The 21,447-nt window shown below is 36.4% G+C and carries 19 protein-coding genes; 17 read left to right on the plus strand and 2 right to left on the minus strand.

All coding sequences use genetic code 11. The annotated features are described in order from the left end of the window. Positions 1-38 precede the first annotated feature (38 nt). The 17 genes from ACGHIN_RS04090 to ACGHIN_RS04170 all read left to right on the plus strand — a co-directional run bounded on the left by ACGHIN_RS04090 (position 39) and on the right by ACGHIN_RS04170 (position 19,782). Positions 39-659, plus strand: coding sequence for a DUF5715 family protein (locus ACGHIN_RS04090; RefSeq protein WP_390451039.1), 621 nt, complete (start codon positions 39-41; stop codon positions 657-659). An 82-nt stretch (positions 660-741) separates the two neighbouring features. Beyond that, complete coding sequence (locus ACGHIN_RS04095) at positions 742-1,470, plus strand: hypothetical protein (protein ID WP_390451041.1); 729 nt, start codon at positions 742-744, stop codon at positions 1,468-1,470. Positions 1,471-1,475: 5 nt separating this feature from the next. After that, a complete protein-coding gene (locus ACGHIN_RS04100; RefSeq protein ID WP_390451043.1) occupies positions 1,476-2,093 on the plus strand; it encodes a hypothetical protein in 618 nt (205 codons plus the stop codon). Between the two features lie 149 nt (positions 2,094-2,242). Beyond that, positions 2,243-2,872, plus strand: coding sequence for a sensor histidine kinase (locus ACGHIN_RS04105; protein ID WP_390451044.1), 630 nt, complete (start codon positions 2,243-2,245; stop codon positions 2,870-2,872). Then, entirely contained in the window at positions 2,841-3,518 is a 678-nt protein-coding gene (locus tag ACGHIN_RS04110) for a response regulator (RefSeq protein WP_390451046.1), read from the plus strand. Before ACGHIN_RS04105 ends, ACGHIN_RS04110 begins: the two co-directional genes overlap by 32 nt. Before the next feature lie 153 nt (positions 3,519-3,671). Then, a complete protein-coding gene (locus tag ACGHIN_RS04115; RefSeq protein ID WP_390451047.1) occupies positions 3,672-5,000 on the plus strand; it encodes a T6SS phospholipase effector Tle1-like catalytic domain-containing protein in 1,329 nt (442 codons plus the stop codon). Between the two features lie 210 nt (positions 5,001-5,210). Beyond that, on the plus strand, positions 5,211-5,459 hold the full coding sequence (locus tag ACGHIN_RS04120; protein WP_390451049.1) for a hypothetical protein: 249 nt from the start codon (positions 5,211-5,213) through the stop codon (positions 5,457-5,459). Between the two features lie 38 nt (positions 5,460-5,497). Then, positions 5,498-6,415, plus strand: a complete 918-nt coding sequence (locus ACGHIN_RS04125; RefSeq protein WP_390451051.1) for a hypothetical protein — start codon at positions 5,498-5,500, stop codon at positions 6,413-6,415. A gap of 146 nt (positions 6,416-6,561) precedes the next feature. After that, a complete protein-coding gene (locus ACGHIN_RS04130; protein ID WP_390451053.1) occupies positions 6,562-8,496 on the plus strand; it encodes an ABC-F family ATP-binding cassette domain-containing protein in 1,935 nt (644 codons plus the stop codon). A gap of 256 nt (positions 8,497-8,752) precedes the next feature. Beyond that, the gene (locus ACGHIN_RS04135) at positions 8,753-9,085 is read left to right on the plus strand and encodes a hypothetical protein (protein WP_390451054.1); all 333 of its coding nucleotides are present in this window, start codon (positions 8,753-8,755) and stop codon (positions 9,083-9,085) included. 225 nt (positions 9,086-9,310) lie between these two features. Beyond that, positions 9,311-11,695, plus strand: a complete 2,385-nt coding sequence (locus tag ACGHIN_RS04140) for a TonB-dependent receptor (RefSeq protein ID WP_390451056.1) — start codon at positions 9,311-9,313, stop codon at positions 11,693-11,695. 27 nt (positions 11,696-11,722) lie between these two features. Beyond that, on the plus strand, positions 11,723-12,286 hold the full coding sequence (locus ACGHIN_RS04145) for a hypothetical protein (RefSeq protein ID WP_390451058.1): 564 nt from the start codon (positions 11,723-11,725) through the stop codon (positions 12,284-12,286). Between the two features lie 163 nt (positions 12,287-12,449). Continuing rightward, the gene (locus tag ACGHIN_RS04150) at positions 12,450-13,784 is read left to right on the plus strand and encodes a trigger factor (protein WP_390451060.1); all 1,335 of its coding nucleotides are present in this window, start codon (positions 12,450-12,452) and stop codon (positions 13,782-13,784) included. Positions 13,785-13,902: 118 nt separating this feature from the next. Beyond that, positions 13,903-14,589, plus strand: a complete 687-nt coding sequence (locus tag ACGHIN_RS04155; protein WP_390451062.1) for a hypothetical protein — start codon at positions 13,903-13,905, stop codon at positions 14,587-14,589. A 155-nt stretch (positions 14,590-14,744) separates the two neighbouring features. Continuing rightward, positions 14,745-17,600, plus strand: a complete 2,856-nt coding sequence (locus ACGHIN_RS04160) for a M16 family metallopeptidase (RefSeq protein WP_390451063.1) — start codon at positions 14,745-14,747, stop codon at positions 17,598-17,600. A 195-nt stretch (positions 17,601-17,795) separates the two neighbouring features. Next, positions 17,796-18,944, plus strand: a complete 1,149-nt coding sequence (locus ACGHIN_RS04165; RefSeq protein ID WP_390451064.1) for a carboxypeptidase-like regulatory domain-containing protein — start codon at positions 17,796-17,798, stop codon at positions 18,942-18,944. Positions 18,945-18,948: 4 nt separating this feature from the next. Continuing rightward, a complete protein-coding gene (locus ACGHIN_RS04170; protein ID WP_390451066.1) occupies positions 18,949-19,782 on the plus strand; it encodes a GLPGLI family protein in 834 nt (277 codons plus the stop codon). 37 nt (positions 19,783-19,819) lie between these two features. Here the strand turns inward: ACGHIN_RS04170 and ACGHIN_RS04175 are convergent, their stop codons facing one another. Together ACGHIN_RS04175 and ACGHIN_RS04180 are read right to left on the minus strand one after the other, a co-directional pair. Further along, positions 19,820-20,404 carry a DUF3109 family protein gene (locus ACGHIN_RS04175; RefSeq protein ID WP_390451068.1) on the minus strand — a complete coding sequence of 195 codons (585 nt, stop codon included), beginning with the start codon at positions 20,402-20,404 and terminating at the stop codon, positions 19,820-19,822. Between the two features lie 4 nt (positions 20,405-20,408). Further along, positions 20,409-21,314 carry a DUF6427 family protein gene (locus ACGHIN_RS04180; RefSeq protein ID WP_390451069.1) on the minus strand — a complete coding sequence of 302 codons (906 nt, stop codon included), beginning with the start codon at positions 21,312-21,314 and terminating at the stop codon, positions 20,409-20,411. Positions 21,315-21,447: the final 133 nt, after the last annotated feature.

Below are 21,447 nucleotides of genomic sequence, written 5' to 3' on the forward strand. Positions count from 1 at the left end.
AATGTTTATTTTTCGTTTATCAAATTAAAAAATTCTTCATGAGAAAGTTGTTGTGTTTGATTTTCATGTCTTTTGTTTTTGAGTTCTATTATTGCCAGGCCGCTAAAAAAAAACTACCATGTTATGATCTGACAGAGGTATTGAAAGTGGAACCTACACCTCTCTATAAGCCACATCTGGATGCTTCAAAGAGCTTTGGGATAAAACTGCTAAAAGATTCCAAAACCGTTCAAAAATATATTAATAACGGAAAGTTTCATAAGGTCAAAAAAACAGCAAAGGGATACCGTGTGCAGAAGCTTGATTACAGCAGAGCTTATCTGGTTTCCAAAGCTAAGATCACTCTGGAGAAAATAGGAAGCAGATTCAGCAAAGAAACGAAGGGGCATACCTTTACGGTTTCTTCCATTACAAGAACGCTGGAAGACCAATGCAGACTGAGAAAAGTGAATTCAAACGCCTCACTGGGGATTAGTTCGCACAACTACGGAAATTCTTTTGATATCTCCTATGTCCGTTTCAATAATGTTTTAAAGTACAATCCTAAAATGGAAGCTGCTTTGGAAAAGGTTTTAAAATATTATGCTAATGCGGGCAGAATTTATTACATTAAAGAAAAACAGCAAAGCTGTTACCACATTACGGTAAGGAATTATTAACATATATTCAATTATGGGTGAGATATTTGCACAGGAAGTTTAGTTTACATAATTTTATGAAACTAAATTTAACCTTGAAGACATGAATAATTTTACCCGAGAACAGTACGACTTGGCTGTCGCTGAATGGACTAACTGTTGCAGTAACTTTTCAAGACTGCAGAGCCTGATTCCCACCAACTACATTTTCAATCTCAATCTTGATGACATCAACTGGCTGAAGGGCAAAAATCAGTACAAAGACTTTTGTGTGGAAATGGGGGTGTATGAAAACCAGCTGGTTATGATTCTGGTCGCTCTTGATACAACCGGACATAGAAAAGATGTCAATGAATATCCTTATGCCGTCCTTACGGAGTTAATCGGTGATCTTAGATTGGTGGAAACGCAGGAATATACAGTGATAAACAATGCAGTTCTTTCCAAAGATTTAAGAAAAATAGATAATGACTCGGATATGTTCTTTCCTGTAGCCAATAAACCTTTAATGGAGCAGGACAAAGCGGTTGATGCCATAGAATTGTGGAGAAATGAAGGAGTAAACTGGTTCTTTTATGAATGCAGCGAATATGAAGGAACGAGAATATTTAAAAAGTTTTATGTTCCGGCTGATAATCTTACGCCGCCAAAAGCTGGCTTAAATAGTTTTGTATGCTCATTCGGTCTGAAATATTCTGATATTTATCAAAGAATGCTTCCGACTATAATCTTCATTTCTTTTTATGATGATCTTACCAATGAAGGAAGTATAGAAACCATTTCAAACACGTATGATTGGTCGCAGCCATGTCCTCCATTCTGTCAATTATAAAATAAATGTTAGGCTTTAAAATTATACTGTATCTCAATAATGGACTTCTGTTATTATGCTTTATATTAGGTATAATAAAGCTTAAACATCTGGATAAAAAAGAAAAATGGTATGTATATTATATCATTTTTCTTTTCATTATTGAGTTGATCAATAAACTGTTTATTCTTTTTGAAATCAAAAATATTCCTGTTTTATATCCCGCATATATTGCAGGAGAATTTTTCATTTTGAATTTTTTATATACAAAGAAACTGAATGTATCAAAATATGGGCTGATTCCTTTATCTGCATTAGCAGGTATCTTCCTGATAGCTGCGCAATATTTGGGATTCCATATTGATAATGACTATGCCAAAGTAATTTCTAACATCATTATCGTTTGCTGGTCCGGATATGTCCTGATTCAGGAAATAAAAGGAAGTGAAGCAGTGAATCGTTTTTTGTTGGTAGATGCCTGTATTTTCTTCTATTATTCAGTATCGGTTTTCACTTTTATTGTTCAGCATCAATTGGCGGTACTTTCACAACAGAATGCGAGTCTGATATGGGGAATCAATAACCTCCTGTCAAGTGTTGTATATGGAGCATTAATTTATAGATTTTTAAGATTAAAGAAGTAACTTTAAATATCAATTTTATTATCCTGTTAATTGTTACCATAGCAATTATCGTCTTTTTTATTCTCTTAGGATACAGGACTTTTATCAACAGGATTATTAAAGAAAAAAATGCCCAGCATGAGGCAGAAGTTTTGCATCAGAAAAATCTGGTGCTTGAAAATATTAAGGCTCAGGAAGAAGAAAGAAAGAGAATTGCCGTGATGATTCATGATGACATAGGGAACAGGCTGAACATTGTTTCTTTATGGCTGAACAATCTGGATACGCAGGGAGATGAGATGATCAAAAAAAATATTTCAGGGCAAATGTCTGCATTGATAGATTCTGCCAGAAGTATTTCCCACTCATTATATCCTGTGAACCTGGAATCGGTGGGATTGGTGTTATATATAGAGGAACTCATCGCCAATCTTTCACAAAGGATCAATATTTCATTGAGTGTAAGTCCAAAATACCAGAAGAAAAGCATCTTTGTAGAAGTGCAGCTGTACAGGATCATCCAGGAATTTACCACCAATGTTTTAAAACATTCGGAAGCAACGAGGATCTGGATCTATATTAGAGATCATTCACAAAGTATGGCTGTGGTGATCTCGGATAACGGGCAGGGTTTTGATTATGAAGCCGTAAAAAAAGGGATGGGAATTAAAAATATCGAATCCAGAATCAAATCCATGAATGCCCTTCACAAATGGAAAAATATTGCCAATCACGGAAGCCGTTTAATTATAAAAATACCAATCACCCATGAATCCCCAAATCAAAATAGCATTAATTGATGATGAGCAGCTAATCCTGGAAGGCGTAAAAATGTTATTGTCAAACGAAAAAAATATATCAGTATCCTTCACATCCAATAATGGGCCTCACTTTATCGAAAGCCTGGAACAACTTAACCCAAAAGATTTTCCCGATATTGCACTGGTGGATGTCCAGATGCAGCCGATGAACGGTTTCGAGCTGGTAGAAATCCTTAAAGAAAAATACCCCGATCTCAAAATCATTATCCTTTCTTCCCACTATAAAACCTCTATCCTCGGTTATATGGTAAAACTGGGCGTTTCTGCTTTTTTACCTAAAAACTCAGACAGAAAAACATTTATTGATGCGATTACTACCGTTTATAAAAACGGAGTATTCTTCACTGCTGAAGACCATCAGATGCTGTTTTCATATATGAACAGCTCCACCAAGAAAAAGACCCTTTTTGAAATGGATGATGAGCTTTCTGAACGAGAGAAAGAAGTGGTTAAGCTTATTTGCCAGGAATATACCAATAATGAAATTGCCGAAAAATTGTTCATAAGTCCAAGAACCGTCGAGAGCCACAGACAAAGAATCGTCGATAAAATCGGCGCCAAAAATACAGTCGGTATTGTTATTTACGCCATCATCAACAACATCCATTCTCTTGAAAAAATATAGTTCCGTAGAAATACGGAATTTTTTATTTGGTATTTTTTACTCTAGCATGAATTTCCTTTTCCTTGTTATTTTGAAAAGTGTTTCAGTGATGTTGATGCATTGATGATTCCGGTAGCTTGAACACAATTAGGCGTATTCTAAAAACACATGATCATGGAAACGAATCAGATCTCCATTGGAATTTTTTTCGATGGAACAGGAAATAACGGGCTCAATGCAACTTCTGCTTCTCAACCTTCAAAAAATAATGGCAGTTATTACAGCAATACGACCAATATTTACAGGCTTTTCGGATTATTTACCGGAAACGAGAAAGTATATATTGAAGGAATAGGAACAGTAACGGGGAAAGAAGACAGCGATTTTGCCATGGCAACCTGTAAAAATCCGGCAAGATATACAGGATATTCTTCTGATGATAAACTGGAAAAAGCTCTTGCTTTCGTCAACGAAAAAATAAATGATAAGACCAAGGAATATCATTTCTATATATATGGATTCAGCAGAGGCGCTATGTTGGCAAGAACATTTTGCTATGAATTATTAAAGGCGGGATCAAAAATTAACGGGAATATAAAAGTGAAATTCCTTGGAGTTTTTGATACGGTAGAATCCACGCCTTTCAATGATTATAATGTAAGCCTGTTATCCGGTGTTGAAAATGCCCTTCACCTTTGTGCAGTGAACGAATGCCGGTATTTTTTTCCATTAACCGGTTTTTTTAAAGATTCAGATAATATGAAAGATACAAAAACTAAAACAGGAACCTCGATATGGAAAGAAATCTTCATTCCCGGAGCCCACGCAGATGCAGGCGGAGGTTATCTGGAAGGCCCACAATCGGTCTATATTTCGGCGGATTATAGAAAAACAGCAGATGTTGAAGCCTATGTAGATCATGTAAGAAATACAAAAAAGGACGCAGAAGGTCATTATATTTGGAATGAGCTGTTAGCCAATTACCAGATGGATGAAGGAACGTTTTTTTCACAAGCTTATGTAGCAAGAGACTTTGTATATGCCGATCTTTCAAAAGTATATGGAAAATTAATGGTAGCGGAAACCAATACCATCAGTCCGGTTTTCAATATCCATTTTACCGCTTCTGATTTTGAGATTGATTCTAAAAAGCATCCGTTTTTAATTGAATTCTCAGAAGAGTTGGAAAAATATGCAAAAGACCTTTCACCTGAAATGAAGCCCGGGTATAATTACAGAGATTTTGTAGATTATACCCATATTTCAGCCAATTTCGGATTACATAAAGCCGTTTTGCTTCTACGGTCCGGAAATGAAATAGATATTGAATTGATCAACAATAGTCTTAACGTTCCCGGAAATCCCACGGTACACGAACCGCATGTTCTTCCTTCTCAGCAAAAAGGAATTCCCTATTTACAGGATAGTTCGGTGATCGATTATGCATATGGAACCAATATTCCCAACAATGATATCTGGAACCGTTCAATACTGATCAGGTAGTTTACAATAGTTCGTTACTTTTTTCAGTTTTAAGTTTAGGCGGGAGCTGTCCTTGGTAAGGGCAGCTCTTTTATTGTTTAAAAGGATTGCGTAGAAATACGGAACAGGAAATTTGAGCGTTTTTACGCTATCATTTGCTCTTTTTTCATCGTTACTTTGAACTGCTTAAGAAAAAGGATCAACAGACGTTAATCTCAAAAAACAATCACTATGACCGTATCAGCTTGGATAGCAAAAGCGAGTAAACTTCATAAAACCTGCGCAGAAGAACAGCAGGCAGGAAACGGAAGTACAAAGATCACCATGTTGCAGGCCACTACCTTAAATGAACTGCAACACGCAATAGGTTCAAACCACGGCATTAAGCAGGTAACCTATAACGAGGCAAGACTTAGCCTTGATGAAATGTTCGTGATGGTAAAAGCAGGACAGAAAACCCCTCCTCTTACCGCCGGATAGAATGATAAAAACTAAAAACCAACCCAAAAACTAACATTATGGCATGTAGAACAGCATCTGTGGAAAGAGTAGCAGATAAAACAGTAAAAGCTAAAGAACAGATTGACAAACTTCAAGCAATGATCGAATCTCAAGAAACGGCCAATAAAACCAGATTTTATAAGCAAATCGATGAGCATTTAGCCAGTGCAAAGCTCACTGATGCAAGAGAAATATCCTATACGTCTAATATTAAAACAGAATACACAAGCGAATTCAGCTTAGATAAAATTGCCGGAGTCGTAACAATGGCATTAAAAGCAGCAAAAGCGGCAACCAATCCTGCATATCCGCAAGCTCCTACAAGCCCGGAAGCTATTGATGCCTATGCAGACGTAGTCAACTCTATTGCCGAAGCCGCAAAATCCTCTTCCTCTTCAGCTGCAAGCATGGCTTTTTCCATGAACAGACTGGCCCCGGGAACTATTGCCTTCCTGTATGCTTCATCCATTAATATCCAGGACGATGAAACCTTCGGAAGCGAAGCGGTAACTACTACAGCTATCTATTACAGATTAATGGAAAGCCCGAGAGATGTGGAGTTATCTGCGGCTTTAGATGCGACAAGAATTCGTGTGGCGGCAGATCTGGAAACCTATAAAAAATTCATCGCATTACAGGCAGCATTGGTAGATTCCCTTGCAGACGGTAAAATAACCTTTGAATCGTATTTGGTATTAGATGATAAATACGCCAAAAAAGCAGCTGAGCTTGAAAAAAGAGTAAAAGACGGAACTCCGCCGGCGAAACTGGCAAAAGGAGTTACTCCGGAAGTATTGTCAATCGAAGACTCCGGATTATCTGTAGATCATAAAAATATTGTTCTTTCTGCGGTAGAAAAGCTGTCCGGAATGGGCGATATCTATAATTCGGTAGTGCAGAGAAACCGTTCCCGTATTGAAAACGGCTATTATTAAGGGATCCTTTTTTTTAATTCATATCCAATCATCCTTAAGTTTGGGCTGTCCGAAAGGGCAGCTCATTTTTATTTCTCGGCAGTTCATTTCTTTTTCCGTATTTTTGCACCCGAAAATTCAGTATTAATTCTTAATTATATCATTACATGCTTTCGGTTCAAGGTTTAGGGCTACATCATTCGGGAAATTATTTATTTCAAAATGTCAATTTCACCATTAAAAAGGATGATAAAGTTGGTTTGGTAGGTAAAAACGGAGCGGGAAAATCCACCCTGCTGAAAATGCTTTCCGGGGAAATTACCTTTTATGAAGGAAACGTAGTTCCTGAAGGTAATATCACCATTGGTTTCCTAAAGCAGGATCTTGATTTCGTAAAAGGAAGAACCGTTTGGAATGAAACCATGCAGGCTTTCGAGCAGATCAATGCATGGAAAAATGAACTGGAAGAGGTAAACCATCAATTGGCAACAAGAACCGATTACGAAAGTGATGCCTATACGGATCTGATCAACAGAATGACCGAGTTGAATGACCTTCTTATGAACCATGATGCCTACAACCTTGAAGGGGATATGGAAAAAGTTCTTTTTGGTTTAGGATTTAAAGCGGACGATTTTCAGAAAATCACTGATGAATTTTCCGGAGGATGGAGAATGAGAATCGAATTGGCCAAATTACTTCTTCAAAAGAATGATATCATGCTTCTGGATGAGCCAACCAATCACCTGGATATGGAATCCATCATCTGGCTGGAAAACTTCCTGAAAGATTATCCCGGAGCCATTGTACTGGTGAGCCATGATAAACAATTCATGACTGCGGTTTGTAACAGGACTTTTGATATCAATAATAAAAAAGTTGACGATTATAAAGCCAACTATTCCAAATATTTGGTGATGCGTGAAGAACGCCGTGAAAAGCTGATTCAGGCTAAAAAGAATCAGGATGCGGAGATCAAGCAGATGGAGGATAACATTAATAAGTTCCGAGCAAGTGCTACCAAAGCATCTTTTGCGCAGTCGCTTATTAAAAAACTGGATAAAATTGAACGTATTGAGGTGGATAATGAAGACGTTTCCAAATTCAACATCCGTTTCGTACAGTCTGTTGTACCGGGGAAAGTGATCTTTGAAGCCGAAAACCTGGGGAAATCTTACGGAAATAAAAAGGTTTTTGATAAGGTGGATTTCTTCGTTCAGAGAGGAGACAGAATTGCATTGTTAGGACAAAATGGACAAGGGAAAACCACGTTGGCTAAAATTCTTGCCGGAGATATTAAAGACTACTCCGGAACATGGAATTTAGGACATAATGTGAACATCGGATATTTTGCTCAGAATCAGGAAGAAGTTTTAACGCCCAATAAAACGGTTTTAGAAGAAGCTGAAGATGCCGCTACCGAAGAAACCAGACCGAGAGTAAGAGATCTATTAGGATCATTCCTTTTCCAGGGAGAAGCGGTAAGTAAGAAAACAAAAGTACTTTCGGGGGGAGAAAGAAACCGTCTGGCACTTTGTAAGTTATTATTACGTCCTTTCAATACATTGATCATGGACGAACCTACGAACCACCTGGATATTCAGTCCAAAGAGATCATCAAGCTTGCTTTACAGAAATTTGAAGGAACTCTGATCGTGATTTCGCACGACAGGGAATTCCTACAGGGGCTTTGTGATAAAATCTTCGAATTCCGTGACGGAAAAATGAAAGAATTCCTTGGAAATATTGATGAATATCTGGAATACAGACAAAAAGAAACCATCAGGGAAATTTCTGCGGAAAAAGCAAAACTCCACGGAGAAGAAGAGAAAGTTGAGGTGAAGGCAAAGGTTGAAGAAAAACCAGCTCCTAATAATAATCAATCCTCAACTATTGTAAGCAAAGAACAGAAAAATATCCAGAATAAAATAAAAAAAGTAGAAGAAAAAATTTCTGAGCTTGAAACTCTGATTGAAGAAATGGAAGCTTCTTTCACGAAAGAAAATCCTTCCGATGAAACATTGGAGAAATATAATAAAGCAAAAGAAGATTTAGATGTGGCTTTGCAGGAATGGGAATATTTAGGAACCCAATTGGATTAATATTTTTGGAATGTAATTTTAGATTAGAGAATTTCCGTCAGTTCGAGTGTTTTTCGTAATGAAATGAAGAAAAATGTATCGAGAACTTTGATCAGGCTTAACTTCTCGATATGATTTTTTTCAAAAACCTACTCGAAGTGACGCTAGACTGTCGTAAAACTCTTATCCCTAACTCATGTTAATTTAGATAGCTTTAATTTCTAATTTAAAATATTTTCATACTTTTGATGCAATGATTTGTAAAGAAAGCAGACAAATGAAGACTTTTATTTCCAGACTTTTGTTTGGAATATACTTTATTGCGCTGTTTTCCCAAAGCTTACACCATCACGATTCCTTTGATTATTTCAAAGGCGGAAACTTCAAAAAAACTGAGAATACAGTTTCAAAAAATATTTTTAAAGAAAAAGCCAGTGACTGTTTGGCTTGTCATTTCTTAACAAGCGGTCATACACTGGTTCCGGAGGAATTCAGCTTTGCTTTTGAAGTTTATACTCATGAAGTAAAGCAGACCATTGCCATTCAGGAAAAAATATGGTCTCAAACCAAATTTACCTTTCAGCTTAGGGGACCACCCGCAATTTCATAATTCATAGATATCTTATTGGATTTTTTAATGATCTTGTCAGCTTAATGATTCTTTAATGGCGAAATTATAGTCATTAAAACCATTGTAAGTATATGAGAATATTAACAGAACGTAAATATTTACATAGCTACATGGTACAGATTACTTTGTACGAAAAATCCAATTCAAACATTTTTTTGGTTTTTAAAAGTACTTTTTAAGTACACAATCTATCTATTTATTATAATGAAATTGATATATAGCTTATTGCTGATCTTTTTTGGATTGGCATTAACGAATGCACAGAAAACGTATGCTGTTCAGGGAACTGTCCAAGACTTTCATGATAAAACCTGGCTGGAAAATGCTGAGGTGAAAATCGGTGAATTTGCCACGAAGACAGATAAAAAAGGGAAATTTTCATTTGATAAAATCCCGGCCGGAACCTATACACTTACGGCAAAGCATCCTGCCTGCAATGATTATACTGAAAATATAGAAGTTCAGCAGGATCTTCATTTAACGGTTACTCTGGAACATCATAGCGAAGAGATTCAAGCCGTTACCATACACGGAAGCCATAAAAGCAATGGTTCCATAATTGTTAAAACACTCGATAAATCTGAAATAGAGAGGAATTCTACAGAAAATCTGGGTAATCTTTTATCCAGGATATCTGGTGTTACCGCATTAAAAACAGGTAATAATATTACAAAACCCGTCATTCATGGTTTGTATGGAAGTCGTGTTTCTATACTGAACAACGGGGTGAAAATGGCGGAACAGGAATGGGGCGTAGAACATGCCCCGAATGTGGATGTTAATGATTTTGAACATATAGATGTCGTTAAAGGAGCTTCGGCTTTAAAATATGGTAATGAAGGAGTAGGAGGAGTTGTGGTTTTAGAACCCTCAGTATTGCCCAAAAGAGATACATTAATGGGAAATCTGAAACTTTCAGGAATTTCCAACGGAAGGGGAGGTGAAATTTCTGCCCATATTACTAAAGCCTGGGAAAATCAATGGTTTGTAAGAACAGGCGGAAGCTATAAGAAATTGGGAGACCTGTATATACCTCACCATACCCTTCAAAATACAGGAGCAGAAGTAAATTCTTTTAATTTCTCTTTTGGAAAACATAGCTTTATGCAGGGGTTTGATGTTTCTTACAGTGGAATCAACCAGGAATTTGGAATTTATAAAGGTGCGCATCTTGGAAGTACATTAGATTACTATAATGCACTGACTTTCGGGCAAGCCTACTTTCTGGACGACTTTAGCTATGATATTACTAATCCTAAACAGGAAGTAAGTCATCATATTGCTAAAGTTTCCATGTATAAACGCTTTGCTGATTTTGGAAAATTAACATTTCAATACAGCTTTCAGTTGAACCGTCGTAAAGAGTTTGACATCAGGAGAGGCGAATTAAATGATCTGCCATCTATGGATTTAAGACTGATTACCCACTCTGCAAGTCTGACCCATTTTATTGAAAGAGGAAACTGGAGTTTGGAAAGTGGTATTTCCGGAGCGTTTCAGGATAACTATCCTAATCCGGACACCAAAGCAAGACGTCTCATTCCGGATTATTACCGATACGATGCGGGAGCATTCTCCGTATTCAAATATCATTTTAATTCAAAGCTGAATGCAGAAGCAGGAATCAGGTATGATTTCAGCAGATATGATGCTTATAAATATTATGACGAAGATGAGTGGAATGATAAATATGCAACAATTTTCCCCGAATTCTTCATCCAAAAAAATGACAGCAGGGTTCTAACCCGTCCTATTTTGGATTATCATAATTTTTCAGCAAATATCGGTTTGAATTATAAGCCGGTCAGTAACCTCGAGCTTAAATTGAACCTGTCGAGATCAGACAGAAGTCCTAATCCTGCAGAGCTTTTTGCAGATGGTCTTCACCACTCAGCGGCAGTAATGGAAAAAGGAGACCTAACGATCAAAAAAGAAGAGGTTTATAATGCTAATCTTTCCTTGTCCGCTCACTTCAATATCCTGAAAGGACTACATATAGAAGCAAATCCGTATATCATGTTTTCCAATAGCTTTATCAACCAGGTTCCTGTAGGTATACAATCTACCAACAGAGGTGTTTTCCCTGTTTGGAATTACCAGCAGATCAAGGCCAGGATTTTTGGAATTGATGCAGATGCGGAGCTTAAAATTCTGGACAATATAAAATGGAATACAGGTTTCAGTATACTGAGAGGTGATGATCTTACTCATGATGAGCCTTTGATTCTAATGATGCCTGCCAATTTGAGGAATACATTGGAAATAAAGCTTGATAAGCCTAAAAACTTTTATATCAGCTTTGAAAATATGAATGTATTCAAGCAAAACCGATTCCCGGTACGAAACCAGAATATAGATTTTATACAGGATGGGGAAATGGTGACAAGAGAAATAGATTTCAGTTCTACTCCTGCCGCTTATTCTATTTTCAATGCTTCTATAGGAGCAGACCTTTTCAAAAAACTGAATCTGAATTTCAGAGTCAATAACATTTTTAATACAGAGTATCGTGAATATCTTAACAGACTGAGATATTATATGCCGGAGTCCGGTAGAAACTTTATCATTACTCTTAAATACAATTTTTAATTATTAATTATTCAAATTTAATTTAACATGAAAAAAATATTCAACATAACACTGGTTCTTTTTGCAGCAATTTTATTATTCTCTTGTAGAAATGATGATAATGATATTCCTGAAGATATCCATGAGCATGAAGAAATTGAAAAGCTCGTAGTGAAAGTTTCGGATAAAAATAATCCGGCTGATGAGCAGATCATCAATTATATAGGTGGAGTGGCAGATAAAAAAATCCTTTTGGCGAACGGAAAGACCTATGTGGTAAGTTTAGATTTCCAGGTAAAGCATGATGATCACTATCACAGTGCCAATGATGAAATTGCAGAAGAGAAGGATGAACATTTCATTACCTACAATTTTGCAGGAGTTAATGTTAATGTTATAAGAACTGCTGATGATTTGGTAAGAACTGATGGGAAAAAAGTAGGTCTTAAAACCGAATGGAGCGTTACCTCTGCACCGGCCGCTGCCAAAGTGAATATTAAACTCATCCATGCTCCTACTTCTGTAAATGATAATTCTCCGTCAGCTACCAATCAGTTGGGTACTGTAACCGGAGGAGAAAGTGATGTAGACGCATTAATTGATGTACAATAATATATATCTAAAGGAAATGTACTGTTATTTCCGAATTTTCAGAAAAAAACCACCGGAATTTCCGGTGGTTTTTTATTTAACATTATTTAGCTTTTAAGTTAACTTTAAATGAGTGATTTTCATAAAAATTTCATATTTTTGCAACCTAAAATTTTAATCAATAATGAAGGTTACCGCACAAAACCATGATGATGTAAGTGCATTGCTTACAGTGACATTGGAAAAATCTGACTACAAAGACAAAGTAGAGAAGCAATTGATTAATTATGCTAAAAATGCGCAAGTTCCTGGTTTCAGAAAAGGGAAAGTGCCTTTAAGTATGGTTAGAAAACAATATGAAGCAGGTATTGCGTTCGAAGAAATCAATAAGCAGGTCTCTGATGCTTTGAACAACTACGTAAATGAGAATAAATTAAGATTAGTTGGTCAGCCTGTTCCTCAGCCAGTAAACGAATTCGATTACAATGCTGATCAATTGTCAGTTGCTTTTGAAGTAGGATACGAGCCTGAATTTACTATAGATTTAGCTAAATATGAAGGACCGCACTATAAGGTGGAAGCTTCTGAAAAAGAGATCAGCAAAAGCATCGAAAACATGCAGAAGCGTTTTGCTGAGCAGGTTCCTCAGGATAAAATCACTAAAGATTCTTACATTGCCCTAGAAGTTTCTCAGGTAGTGGAAGAAGATGCTGAAGGAGAGCACCACCACCATCCAAAGAACGTTACCATCACAGCTGAAAACAAAGATGCTTTCAAATTGGTGAAATCTTTGAAAATGGACGGAACTGTAAGAGTATCTAAAGAAACTCTTGCCGGTGATGAAAATTTAGCTAAAGAATTAGGATTCAGCAAAGAAGAGGTGGAGCACTTACACCATGCTGAAGTTGAGGTGAAAGTAAAAGATTTCTATTCTTTAAACCTTGCTGAACTTAACCAGGAGCTTTTCGATAAAGTATATGGAGAAGGAAATATCAAGTCTGAAGAAGAGCTTAAAGAAAAAGTAAAGTCAGAATTAGATGAATATTTCCAGCAAAATGCTGATGTTCACTTTGTGAATAAAGTATTGGAGCAGGTTTCTGAAAAAGAAGAAGTAAAACTTCCGGAATCTTTCCTGGTGAAGTGGTTACTATTCTCTAACCAGAATATCCAGTCTGAAGAGCAGGCTAAAGAAATCCTTGAAGCAGAGAAAAACCAATTGAAATATCAGATCATTGAAGGTAAATTAATGACGGATAACGAAATCAGTTTAGACTATGCTGATGTTTTAGGTCAAGCTGAGCAGTTGGTAAGAAACCAATTGGCAATCTATGGAATCCACCACTTAGGGGATGAGGAAATCCAGAAATATGCGGTTGAAATGTTGAAAGACCAGGAGCAGGTAAGACAAATCTCTTCAGAAGTTGCGATGACTAAATTGAAAGATGTAATTCTTGAAAAAGCAAGCAAAAAAGAAACTAAAATTTCTCACGACGAATTTTTAGAAGAGCTTAAAAAATAACAATATTCTCTTATCGGATATTGAGGAAAACCGCCAGTTTACTGGCGGTTTTTTTATTATTATATTCCTGGATTATATATCGGCCAATATTCCTATATTTACGAACTAAACTAAATATATGAAAAAGTTCATCCTTCCATTTTTCTGTGTCGTATTGTTGACTGGTTCAGTAGCTGCGCAGAAAACAACAGCAGCTTCAGTAAAGACGGAAGCTACACAATCGAAACTAACGCCTAAAGAGGTGATTGATAATTATCTTAAAGCTTTAGGAGGAAAAGATAAATTACAGGCTGTGAAATCTACTGTTATTGATAACACAGTAGAAGTACAGGGAATGCAGGTTGCCATGACCACTAAAAAAATGGGAAATAAATTCAAATCCGAACAATCTGTTATGGGACAAAAGATGGTTCAGGTTTTTGACGGTGAGAAAGGATATTTTGACCAGATGGGACAGAAAATGGATATTCCTGCCGATAAAATTGCTGATTTGAAAAAAAGCCAGGTAATTGACGCTCTAGGGTACGATGCAGCGAATTTTAAAACAGTAACGGTGGAAAAAGTAGACGGGAAAGATTATAATGTATTATCATCGGATAAAGGAAAGTTTTATTTTGATGCTTCTACAGGGTTATTGTATAAGTCTGATTCACCAGAAGGAACAGCCATCGTTAAAAGTTATATGACGGTAGACGGAATCAAATTTCCATCTGAAATTGAAGCGGAGGGAAGCGGGCAGAAACTAGTGATCAAAACGAGCAAAGTAGTGATGAATTCAGGAGTTACGGATGCTGATTTTAAATAATGTAAATCTTTTTAAATGATAAAGAACCGGGGCAATTGCCCCGGTTTTTTGTTTGGTGATAAATTTAACTCAATTTTAACTAAAATGTGAATGATTTCATTTCTACGCTTGGTGAATAATTGATATTTTTAGTTCCGGAAATAAAATCAAATTACATGAGAAAAATTCTATCCTCATTTGCAGTGATCTTCTTAGTATCAGCAAATGCTTTCGCACAGAATATCCCAATGGATCCTTCTGTAAGAACGGGTACACTTTCCAACGGAATGAAGTACTACATCAAAAAAAACTCATTACCTGAAAAAAAAGTAGACTTTAGACTGGCTATTAATGCCGGATCCATCCTTGAAGATGAAAACCAGAGAGGTTTGGCTCACTTTATGGAACATATGAACTTCAACGGAACCAAGAATTTCCCGGATAATAAACTGGTAGATTTTTTACAGTCGATCGGGGTGAAATTCGGGCAACACCTTAACGCCTATACAAGCTTTGATGAAACCGTATACATGCTTCCTGTTCCTTTAGATAAACCGGGAAATCTGGATGCAGGTCTGAAGGTGATGGAAGACTGGGCATTTAATGCTACACTTTCTGATGAGCAGATCAATAAAGAAAGAGGTGTCGTTCTGGAAGAATTAAGATTAGGATTAGGGGCGGATAAAAGAATGATGGATAAATATTTGCCTAAAATGCTTTATAACTCACAATATGCAAACAGATTGCCTATTGGAACCAAAGAGGTCCTTCAGAACTTCAAGCCGGACGTTATCAGAAAATTCCATCAGGACTGGTACAGGCCGGATCTGATGGCTATTGTGGTAGTAGGGGATATTAATGTGGATGAAGTTGAAAAGAAAATCAAAGATAACTTCAGCAAATATAAAAACCCGGCAAAGCCAAGGGAAAGAAAATCTTTTGATCTGCCAAACCACAAAGAAACACTGGTAGCGATTGAAACAGATCCTGATGCTACCAATTCTATGGTGCAGTTCATTATGAAAGATTCTGAGGCCTATCAGCCGGATGTCACTATTGAACAGTATAATGAGAGCCTTGTTAAAAGTCTTGCTACAACCATGTTGAATAACAGATTAAGAGAATTGATCAACTCTAATAATCCTCCTTTCACATTCGGATCTGTTTACCATGGCGGAACGTATGCTAGAAGTAAAGAAGCCTTCCAGGGGTTTGCGATGACTAAAGAAGGAGATCAGCTTAATGCTTTGAAAGTTCTTTTGGAAGAAACAGAACGAGCTAAGAAATTCGGATTTACCCAAACGGAATTAGACAGGGCAAAAGCTCAGATTTTATCTAATTATGAAAGGTCATACAACAACCGCGACAAAACGGAAAGTGGGATGCTGGTGGATGAGTATGTGAGAAACTTCTTAGAGCATGAGCCGATGCCTGGAATTGCTTGGGAATATGAAGATGCAAAAAAATTCCTGCCTACCGTAACGTTAGCTCAGACCAATGAAATCATTAAGAAATTTGTAAAAGATGACAGCAGAGTAGTAATCATTACAGGTCCTAAAAAAGATAATGTAACCATGCCTACGGAAGCAATGGTTTTAAATACGTTTGAGGGCGTGAAAATGGCTGACCTTAAGCCTTATGAAGAAAAAGCAACCATTAAAAACTTAGTGAAGCCTTTCAAATCTGAAGGTAAAATTGCCAAAACAGAAACAGATGCTAAACTGGGAACGACCACCTGGACGTTGAGTAACGGAGCGAAAGTTACTTTCAAGAAAACGGATTATAAGGATGATGAAATTGTCTTTACTGCAAGAAGCTTAGGCGGAAATTCCATCATTCCTGATGCAGATTTTAACAAAACCCAATTTGCTTTCCCCGCGTTGACAGAAGCAGGAGTGAACGGTTTCTCAAAATCTGACCTGACCAATTATCTTGCCGGAAAACAGGTAAGCGTGAACCCATTTATCGGTGGATTGACTGAGGGGATTTCCGGAAGAACCACTCAAAAAGACTTGGGAACGGCATTGGAACTTGTAAACGCATACTTCACAGGGTTAAATTACAGCCCTGAAGCATTCAATGCTTATAAAACGAAGCAGTCTGCCATGACGAATAACCTGCTGTCGAATCCACAGTTCTATTTTTCAAGCGAACATGCTAAATTCATGAACCAAAAGAATCCTAGATTCATTGGGATTGTACCTTTAGAAAAAGAGTGGGCAAATACCGATTATAAGAAAGCGTATGACATCTATAAAGAGAAATTTGCCAACGCAGGAAACTTCCACTTTTATTTTGTAGGAAATATTGACGAAGCCAAATTCAAGAATGAGGTTCTTCAATATATCGCAAGCCTTCCGTCAACCGGAAAAACCTCTACGTTTAAAGATACGGGTTACAGACAGATTATGGGAGATTATACTAAAATTTACAAGAAAGGAAAAGATCCTAAAAGTATGGTAACGATCTCTTACACCGGAGAAGCGCCTTATAATGAAAAAGAAGCATTAGCTCTGGAAGCTTTGGGAGAAGTGGCAACCATCAAAGTAATCGAGAAACTGAGAGAAGATGAAAGCGGAATTTACGGCGGTGGAGCAAGAGGAGGAATGTCTAAAGTACCTTACAGCGGATACAGCTTCAGCATCAACTTCCCTTGCGGACCGGAAAATGCTGAAAAGCTAACGAAAAGTGCCATCGCTGAGCTTCAGAAGTTAATTGCCAATGGCCCTGAACAAAAAGATCTTGATAAATATAAGGAAGGAGAATATAACGATCACAAAACAAGCCTGAAAGATAATATGTACTGGATGAATGCCATTGCTAAAAATCAATTGGATGGAAGTGATAAGTATGAAATCCTGAACTACGAGGAAAAGGTAAAAGCACTTACCGTGAAAGATCTTCAGGATGTGGCTAAAAAATACCTTACAAAAGGAAGAATTGTAGCGACTTTAATGCCGGAAGACGGATGGGAAAATGCTAAAAAAGAAGAAGCAAAACCCGCCGTTATTAAAGCAGGAGCTACGAATTAGTAAAAAGTTTGAACTTAAAAAAAACCGCAGAGAAGTCTGCGGTTTTTTTTCTTCCAATTGTTAAAATTTCCCAGTTTTTATTGGACTTTACTAAAATTTATCTTGAAAAGTTAAAAACATTTAAATAGTATTAAATAATTCAAAGCATATTGAATTGTATATGTTCTCAGTATATATTTGCGATAAAATTAAACTATGAAAATTTACTACTTCTTTCTCCTTTTTTTTAGTGGCATTCTCCAAGCCCAACAGATAAAAGTTGTTGATGCAGAAAATGGGGACCCAATCTCAGGAGCCAGAATTGTCTTATCCGATCAAATTCTCTATACAAATGATGATGGAATTGCACCGGTAGAACATGGCAAAGCCAACTTTGAAGTTTCGGCTTCAGGCTTTCAAACTCAAAAGTTAAACAGCTTTACATCTTTAATAAAACTTGCTCCTGTCTATAAAGAAATTGAGGAAGTAAGCATGATGAGCGTAGACATCAGAAAGATTTTTGAAGACATAGACAAAAACTACGATAAGAGGTATTTTAATCAGCCATCATTATATGATGTGGTATATAAAGAAAAAAAAATTGATAATAATAAGCTCCATTTCCTTACGATTGCAGAAGCTAAGCTTTGGAGTAAATCAAATCAATATAATTTTAAAGACGGATATCATAAGAAGTATGACAACATCATCCAGATGCAGCTTAATAATGTAAAATATCTGAAAACACTAGAGTCTGACAGTATTTTTACAGGACGTTCCAATGAATTTTCTCATGAATATATAGGAAACTTTTTTTTCAATTTTGAGCTTAACAGGATTCTAGCTAATATGAAAGTTAAAGATTCCAAATATTCCGGACTGCTGGTTTTTGAAAATAAAAACGAACAAGTTATCAGTTTTAAAATCAATACCAACAACGCATCAAAGATGAAAGGGACATTTAAATACAATAAAGCTGATAAAGTAATTACTTATTTTGAGATAACTTATCTTCAAACTGATTTTCCACTTATGAAAAGAAAAACGACAGACGGACGGGAGTATGAATTTAAGTTAGGTGATGCAACACTTATGTTCGATTTTTACAAAAAAGATGAAGGATATATACCTGCTCTGAACAGAATAGAAGGTGATAATTTTATTATTTATTATAATGGTAAGAAACATGTAAAAAAATTCTATAGAGAATTGGTGTATAATACATTTGCCAGATCAGATAAAAAAGGACTTGAGTCTAAAGTGGATTTCAACAAAGACATATGGGAAAATGTTCCGGTAAAAGAAACTAAAGACATAACACTGCTTCTTTCGGCAGATGAACAGGAATTCCTTAATCAAAAATAATAGTATGAAAATTATACTTTTTGCTCTGTTCTGTTTCTTTGCCACTAATGCAGAATCTCAGATCCACAGGTTTATTTATGACGTAGCGTATAAAAAAGATTCTACCCAGAATAATACTACTAAAGAAAATTATCATCTGGATATTGGGGCTAAGGAAACTCAATATTACACAAGAGACTTTTTCATTGCAGACTCCCTGATTAATAATCGCCTCCCTTTTCCGAAAGGAGGAAAACTGAATACTTCCAACATCATAGTTCATACGACAGGGACTGATAATTTTGAGGAATACGATATTATGGAAAGCACGGTTCTGAAACTTCAGACCAAAGATTCCCAGAAATGGAGTTTAAGTGAGGAAAAGAAGGTTATAAAAGGGATTCATCTTCAGAAAGCGACAACAAACTGGGGAGGCAGAAACTGGATTGCCTGGTTTACGACAGATATTCTTTTTCAGGAAGGACCATATAAGTTTCATGGTCTTCCTGGGTTGATTGTTGAACTGTATGATGATAAAAATAATTACAGATTTGAGCTCGTAAAATCACAGAAAATGAATGAGCCTTATCATAATCAGTTTATACAAATGAGCAGAGAGATGAGTGTGGCGGTGAATTGGGAGAAATATCAATCCACGAAACTCACATATTTTGAATCCCCTGTCAGCTTTTTGAGGAATATGAATGGTGGTTTAAAGTCAAGTGATGATTTTTATCTCAATGACGGTACGGTGGTTAAACAGTCGAACAGCCGTGAGATTAATGAACGGTTAAGGAATGCAATTATCCGCTACAATAATCCTATTGAACTGAACAGGGCGATCCATTATCCACTTTGAAAATAAAAAAACCGGGGAAATCCTCGGTTTTATCTTTTTAGGAGCCATATTCTTTTTTCCATTCCCCGGCGGCTTCGCTCAATACAGTATAAAACTCTTCTCCGTATTTTCTTATCAATGGGGTTTTCAGGAATTTATAAACCGGAACCTGCAATTCTTTACCTAAGGTACAAGCATCACTGCACACATTCCATTCATGATAATTTAAAGCTGTAAATGAAGAATACTCTGTAACACGGATCGGGTAGAGGTGGCAGGAAATTGGTTTTTGCCAATCGACCGCACCATCTTCATAGGCCTTTTCAATACCACATTTGGTAATTCCTTTTTCATCGAAAGTTACATACGCGCATTCACGGTCTTCTACCATAGGAGTTACATACATTCCATCAGAAGGATCAGTAGTCCATGTTCCCTGCTCTTCCAAAGCTTTAATGCCTTCCTGAGTAAGATAGGGCTTTATTTTATCAAAAATATTATCTAAAATTTCAAGCTCCTCTTTATCCAGCGGGGCCCCTACGTCTCCTTCCACACAACACGCTCCCTTACATTTTGTAAGGTTACATACAAACTCTTCGGAAAAAATATCCTCAGAGATCAATTTATCATCTATCTGAATCATAATCTTAAAATAATTGAAAATAAGTACCTGCTTTAAAGGTAACTAAACTAATAATAATCAGCCATAAGCTTACTTCCTGCATCCAGTATCTGGGTAAAAACCTCAGCATTCTGCTCAGTATGATGCTTGAAGGAAAAGCCAACAGCAGCAAATATTCATAACTTTTATTCATGTAAAGAATAATAATCACCAGCTGAGCTAATGAAAAAACAAGCAAAAAGGTATATTTATATCGGCTTATCGGACTTTTTTTATTGTAATTTCTGAAATGGTCATAAACAGCATAAATCAACATCAGAGCGATCGGGATTAAAGGAAAAATATTGCGGTAATCCATAACGAAGCCCATTTTCCCAAACGGGAAGTAGTCAGAATTCCAAGAAGTAAATCCTAGGAAGAACATTACAGAAAAATAGCTGAGTGCGATGAGAATAATTCCTAAAAAGAATCTGAAAAGGTTCAATGCGATTTTTTCTGAAGTAGCAATTACGTGAATAATCACAAAAAGGGCCATAGGCCAGGTCGTGGGAAGAAAAATAAAATTCAATGCTACGATGGAACCTACCAATACATACGATTTCTTACGAATGTCTTCATTGGTGCTTGTTAACATCAACAAAAGAAAAGAATTGGTGAGAAGTGCCACAGCGATACCTATATCCAGATGTCCGGGATAAAGTCCAAATACAAAAACAGTATATAAGAACAAAGGCAGGTGAGTCTGATAATTAAGCGCTATGGTGTGAAAACAAAAATAAGCCAAAGCAATTCCCAGAAAGGTAATTCCGGCAATAATGGCTTCATAGGTATTGAAATTCAGTATGTTAAATATTATAACTACTAAAAGAAGAAAACCAATATAAACAGGAATTGAAAAAATATTGCTTTCTTTTGAAAGTAATTTAAACATTTTTTATAAATTTGTGCAAAGTTAATTTAAAAAAGGAAAATAATGACGTCTTTCTGGTTATTCTTAAGTAAAGTTTTCAAATGGTCTTTCGGGTTTTTTGATACCTTTGGAAATGTTCTAAACTGGATTTTAT

This window comes from Chryseobacterium barbadense (genome assembly GCF_042849955.1).
Taxonomy (GTDB): domain Bacteria; phylum Bacteroidota; class Bacteroidia; order Flavobacteriales; family Weeksellaceae; genus Chryseobacterium.

What these genes read in the sequence shown, in the direction of transcription:
- ACGHIN_RS04130 (WP_390451053.1), top strand. Translation starts at nt 6,562, where the DNA reads ATGCTTTCGGTTCAAGGTTTAGGGCTACATCATTCGGGAAATTATTTA.
- ACGHIN_RS04135 (WP_390451054.1), top strand. Translation starts at nt 8,753, where the DNA reads ATGAAGACTTTTATTTCCAGACTTTTGTTTGGAATATACTTTATTGCG.
- ACGHIN_RS04170 (WP_390451066.1), top strand. Translation starts at nt 18,949, where the DNA reads ATGAAAATTATACTTTTTGCTCTGTTCTGTTTCTTTGCCACTAATGCA.
- ACGHIN_RS04140 (WP_390451056.1), top strand. Translation starts at nt 9,311, where the DNA reads ATGAAATTGATATATAGCTTATTGCTGATCTTTTTTGGATTGGCATTA.
- ACGHIN_RS04155 (WP_390451062.1), top strand. Translation starts at nt 13,903, where the DNA reads ATGAAAAAGTTCATCCTTCCATTTTTCTGTGTCGTATTGTTGACTGGT.
- ACGHIN_RS04100 (WP_390451043.1), top strand. Translation starts at nt 1,476, where the DNA reads ATGTTAGGCTTTAAAATTATACTGTATCTCAATAATGGACTTCTGTTA.
- ACGHIN_RS04180 (WP_390451069.1), bottom strand. Translation starts at nt 21,314, where the DNA reads ATGTTTAAATTACTTTCAAAAGAAAGCAATATTTTTTCAATTCCTGTT.
- ACGHIN_RS04160 (WP_390451063.1), top strand. Translation starts at nt 14,745, where the DNA reads ATGAGAAAAATTCTATCCTCATTTGCAGTGATCTTCTTAGTATCAGCA.
- ACGHIN_RS04090 (WP_390451039.1), top strand. Translation starts at nt 39, where the DNA reads ATGAGAAAGTTGTTGTGTTTGATTTTCATGTCTTTTGTTTTTGAGTTC.
- ACGHIN_RS04125 (WP_390451051.1), top strand. Translation starts at nt 5,498, where the DNA reads ATGGCATGTAGAACAGCATCTGTGGAAAGAGTAGCAGATAAAACAGTA.
- ACGHIN_RS04150 (WP_390451060.1), top strand. Translation starts at nt 12,450, where the DNA reads ATGAAGGTTACCGCACAAAACCATGATGATGTAAGTGCATTGCTTACA.
- ACGHIN_RS04120 (WP_390451049.1), top strand. Translation starts at nt 5,211, where the DNA reads ATGACCGTATCAGCTTGGATAGCAAAAGCGAGTAAACTTCATAAAACC.
- ACGHIN_RS04145 (WP_390451058.1), top strand. Translation starts at nt 11,723, where the DNA reads ATGAAAAAAATATTCAACATAACACTGGTTCTTTTTGCAGCAATTTTA.
- ACGHIN_RS04095 (WP_390451041.1), top strand. Translation starts at nt 742, where the DNA reads ATGAATAATTTTACCCGAGAACAGTACGACTTGGCTGTCGCTGAATGG.
- ACGHIN_RS04175 (WP_390451068.1), bottom strand. Translation starts at nt 20,404, where the DNA reads ATGATTCAGATAGATGATAAATTGATCTCTGAGGATATTTTTTCCGAA.
- ACGHIN_RS04110 (WP_390451046.1), top strand. Translation starts at nt 2,841, where the DNA reads ATGAATCCCCAAATCAAAATAGCATTAATTGATGATGAGCAGCTAATC.
- ACGHIN_RS04165 (WP_390451064.1), top strand. Translation starts at nt 17,796, where the DNA reads ATGAAAATTTACTACTTCTTTCTCCTTTTTTTTAGTGGCATTCTCCAA.
- ACGHIN_RS04115 (WP_390451047.1), top strand. Translation starts at nt 3,672, where the DNA reads ATGGAAACGAATCAGATCTCCATTGGAATTTTTTTCGATGGAACAGGA.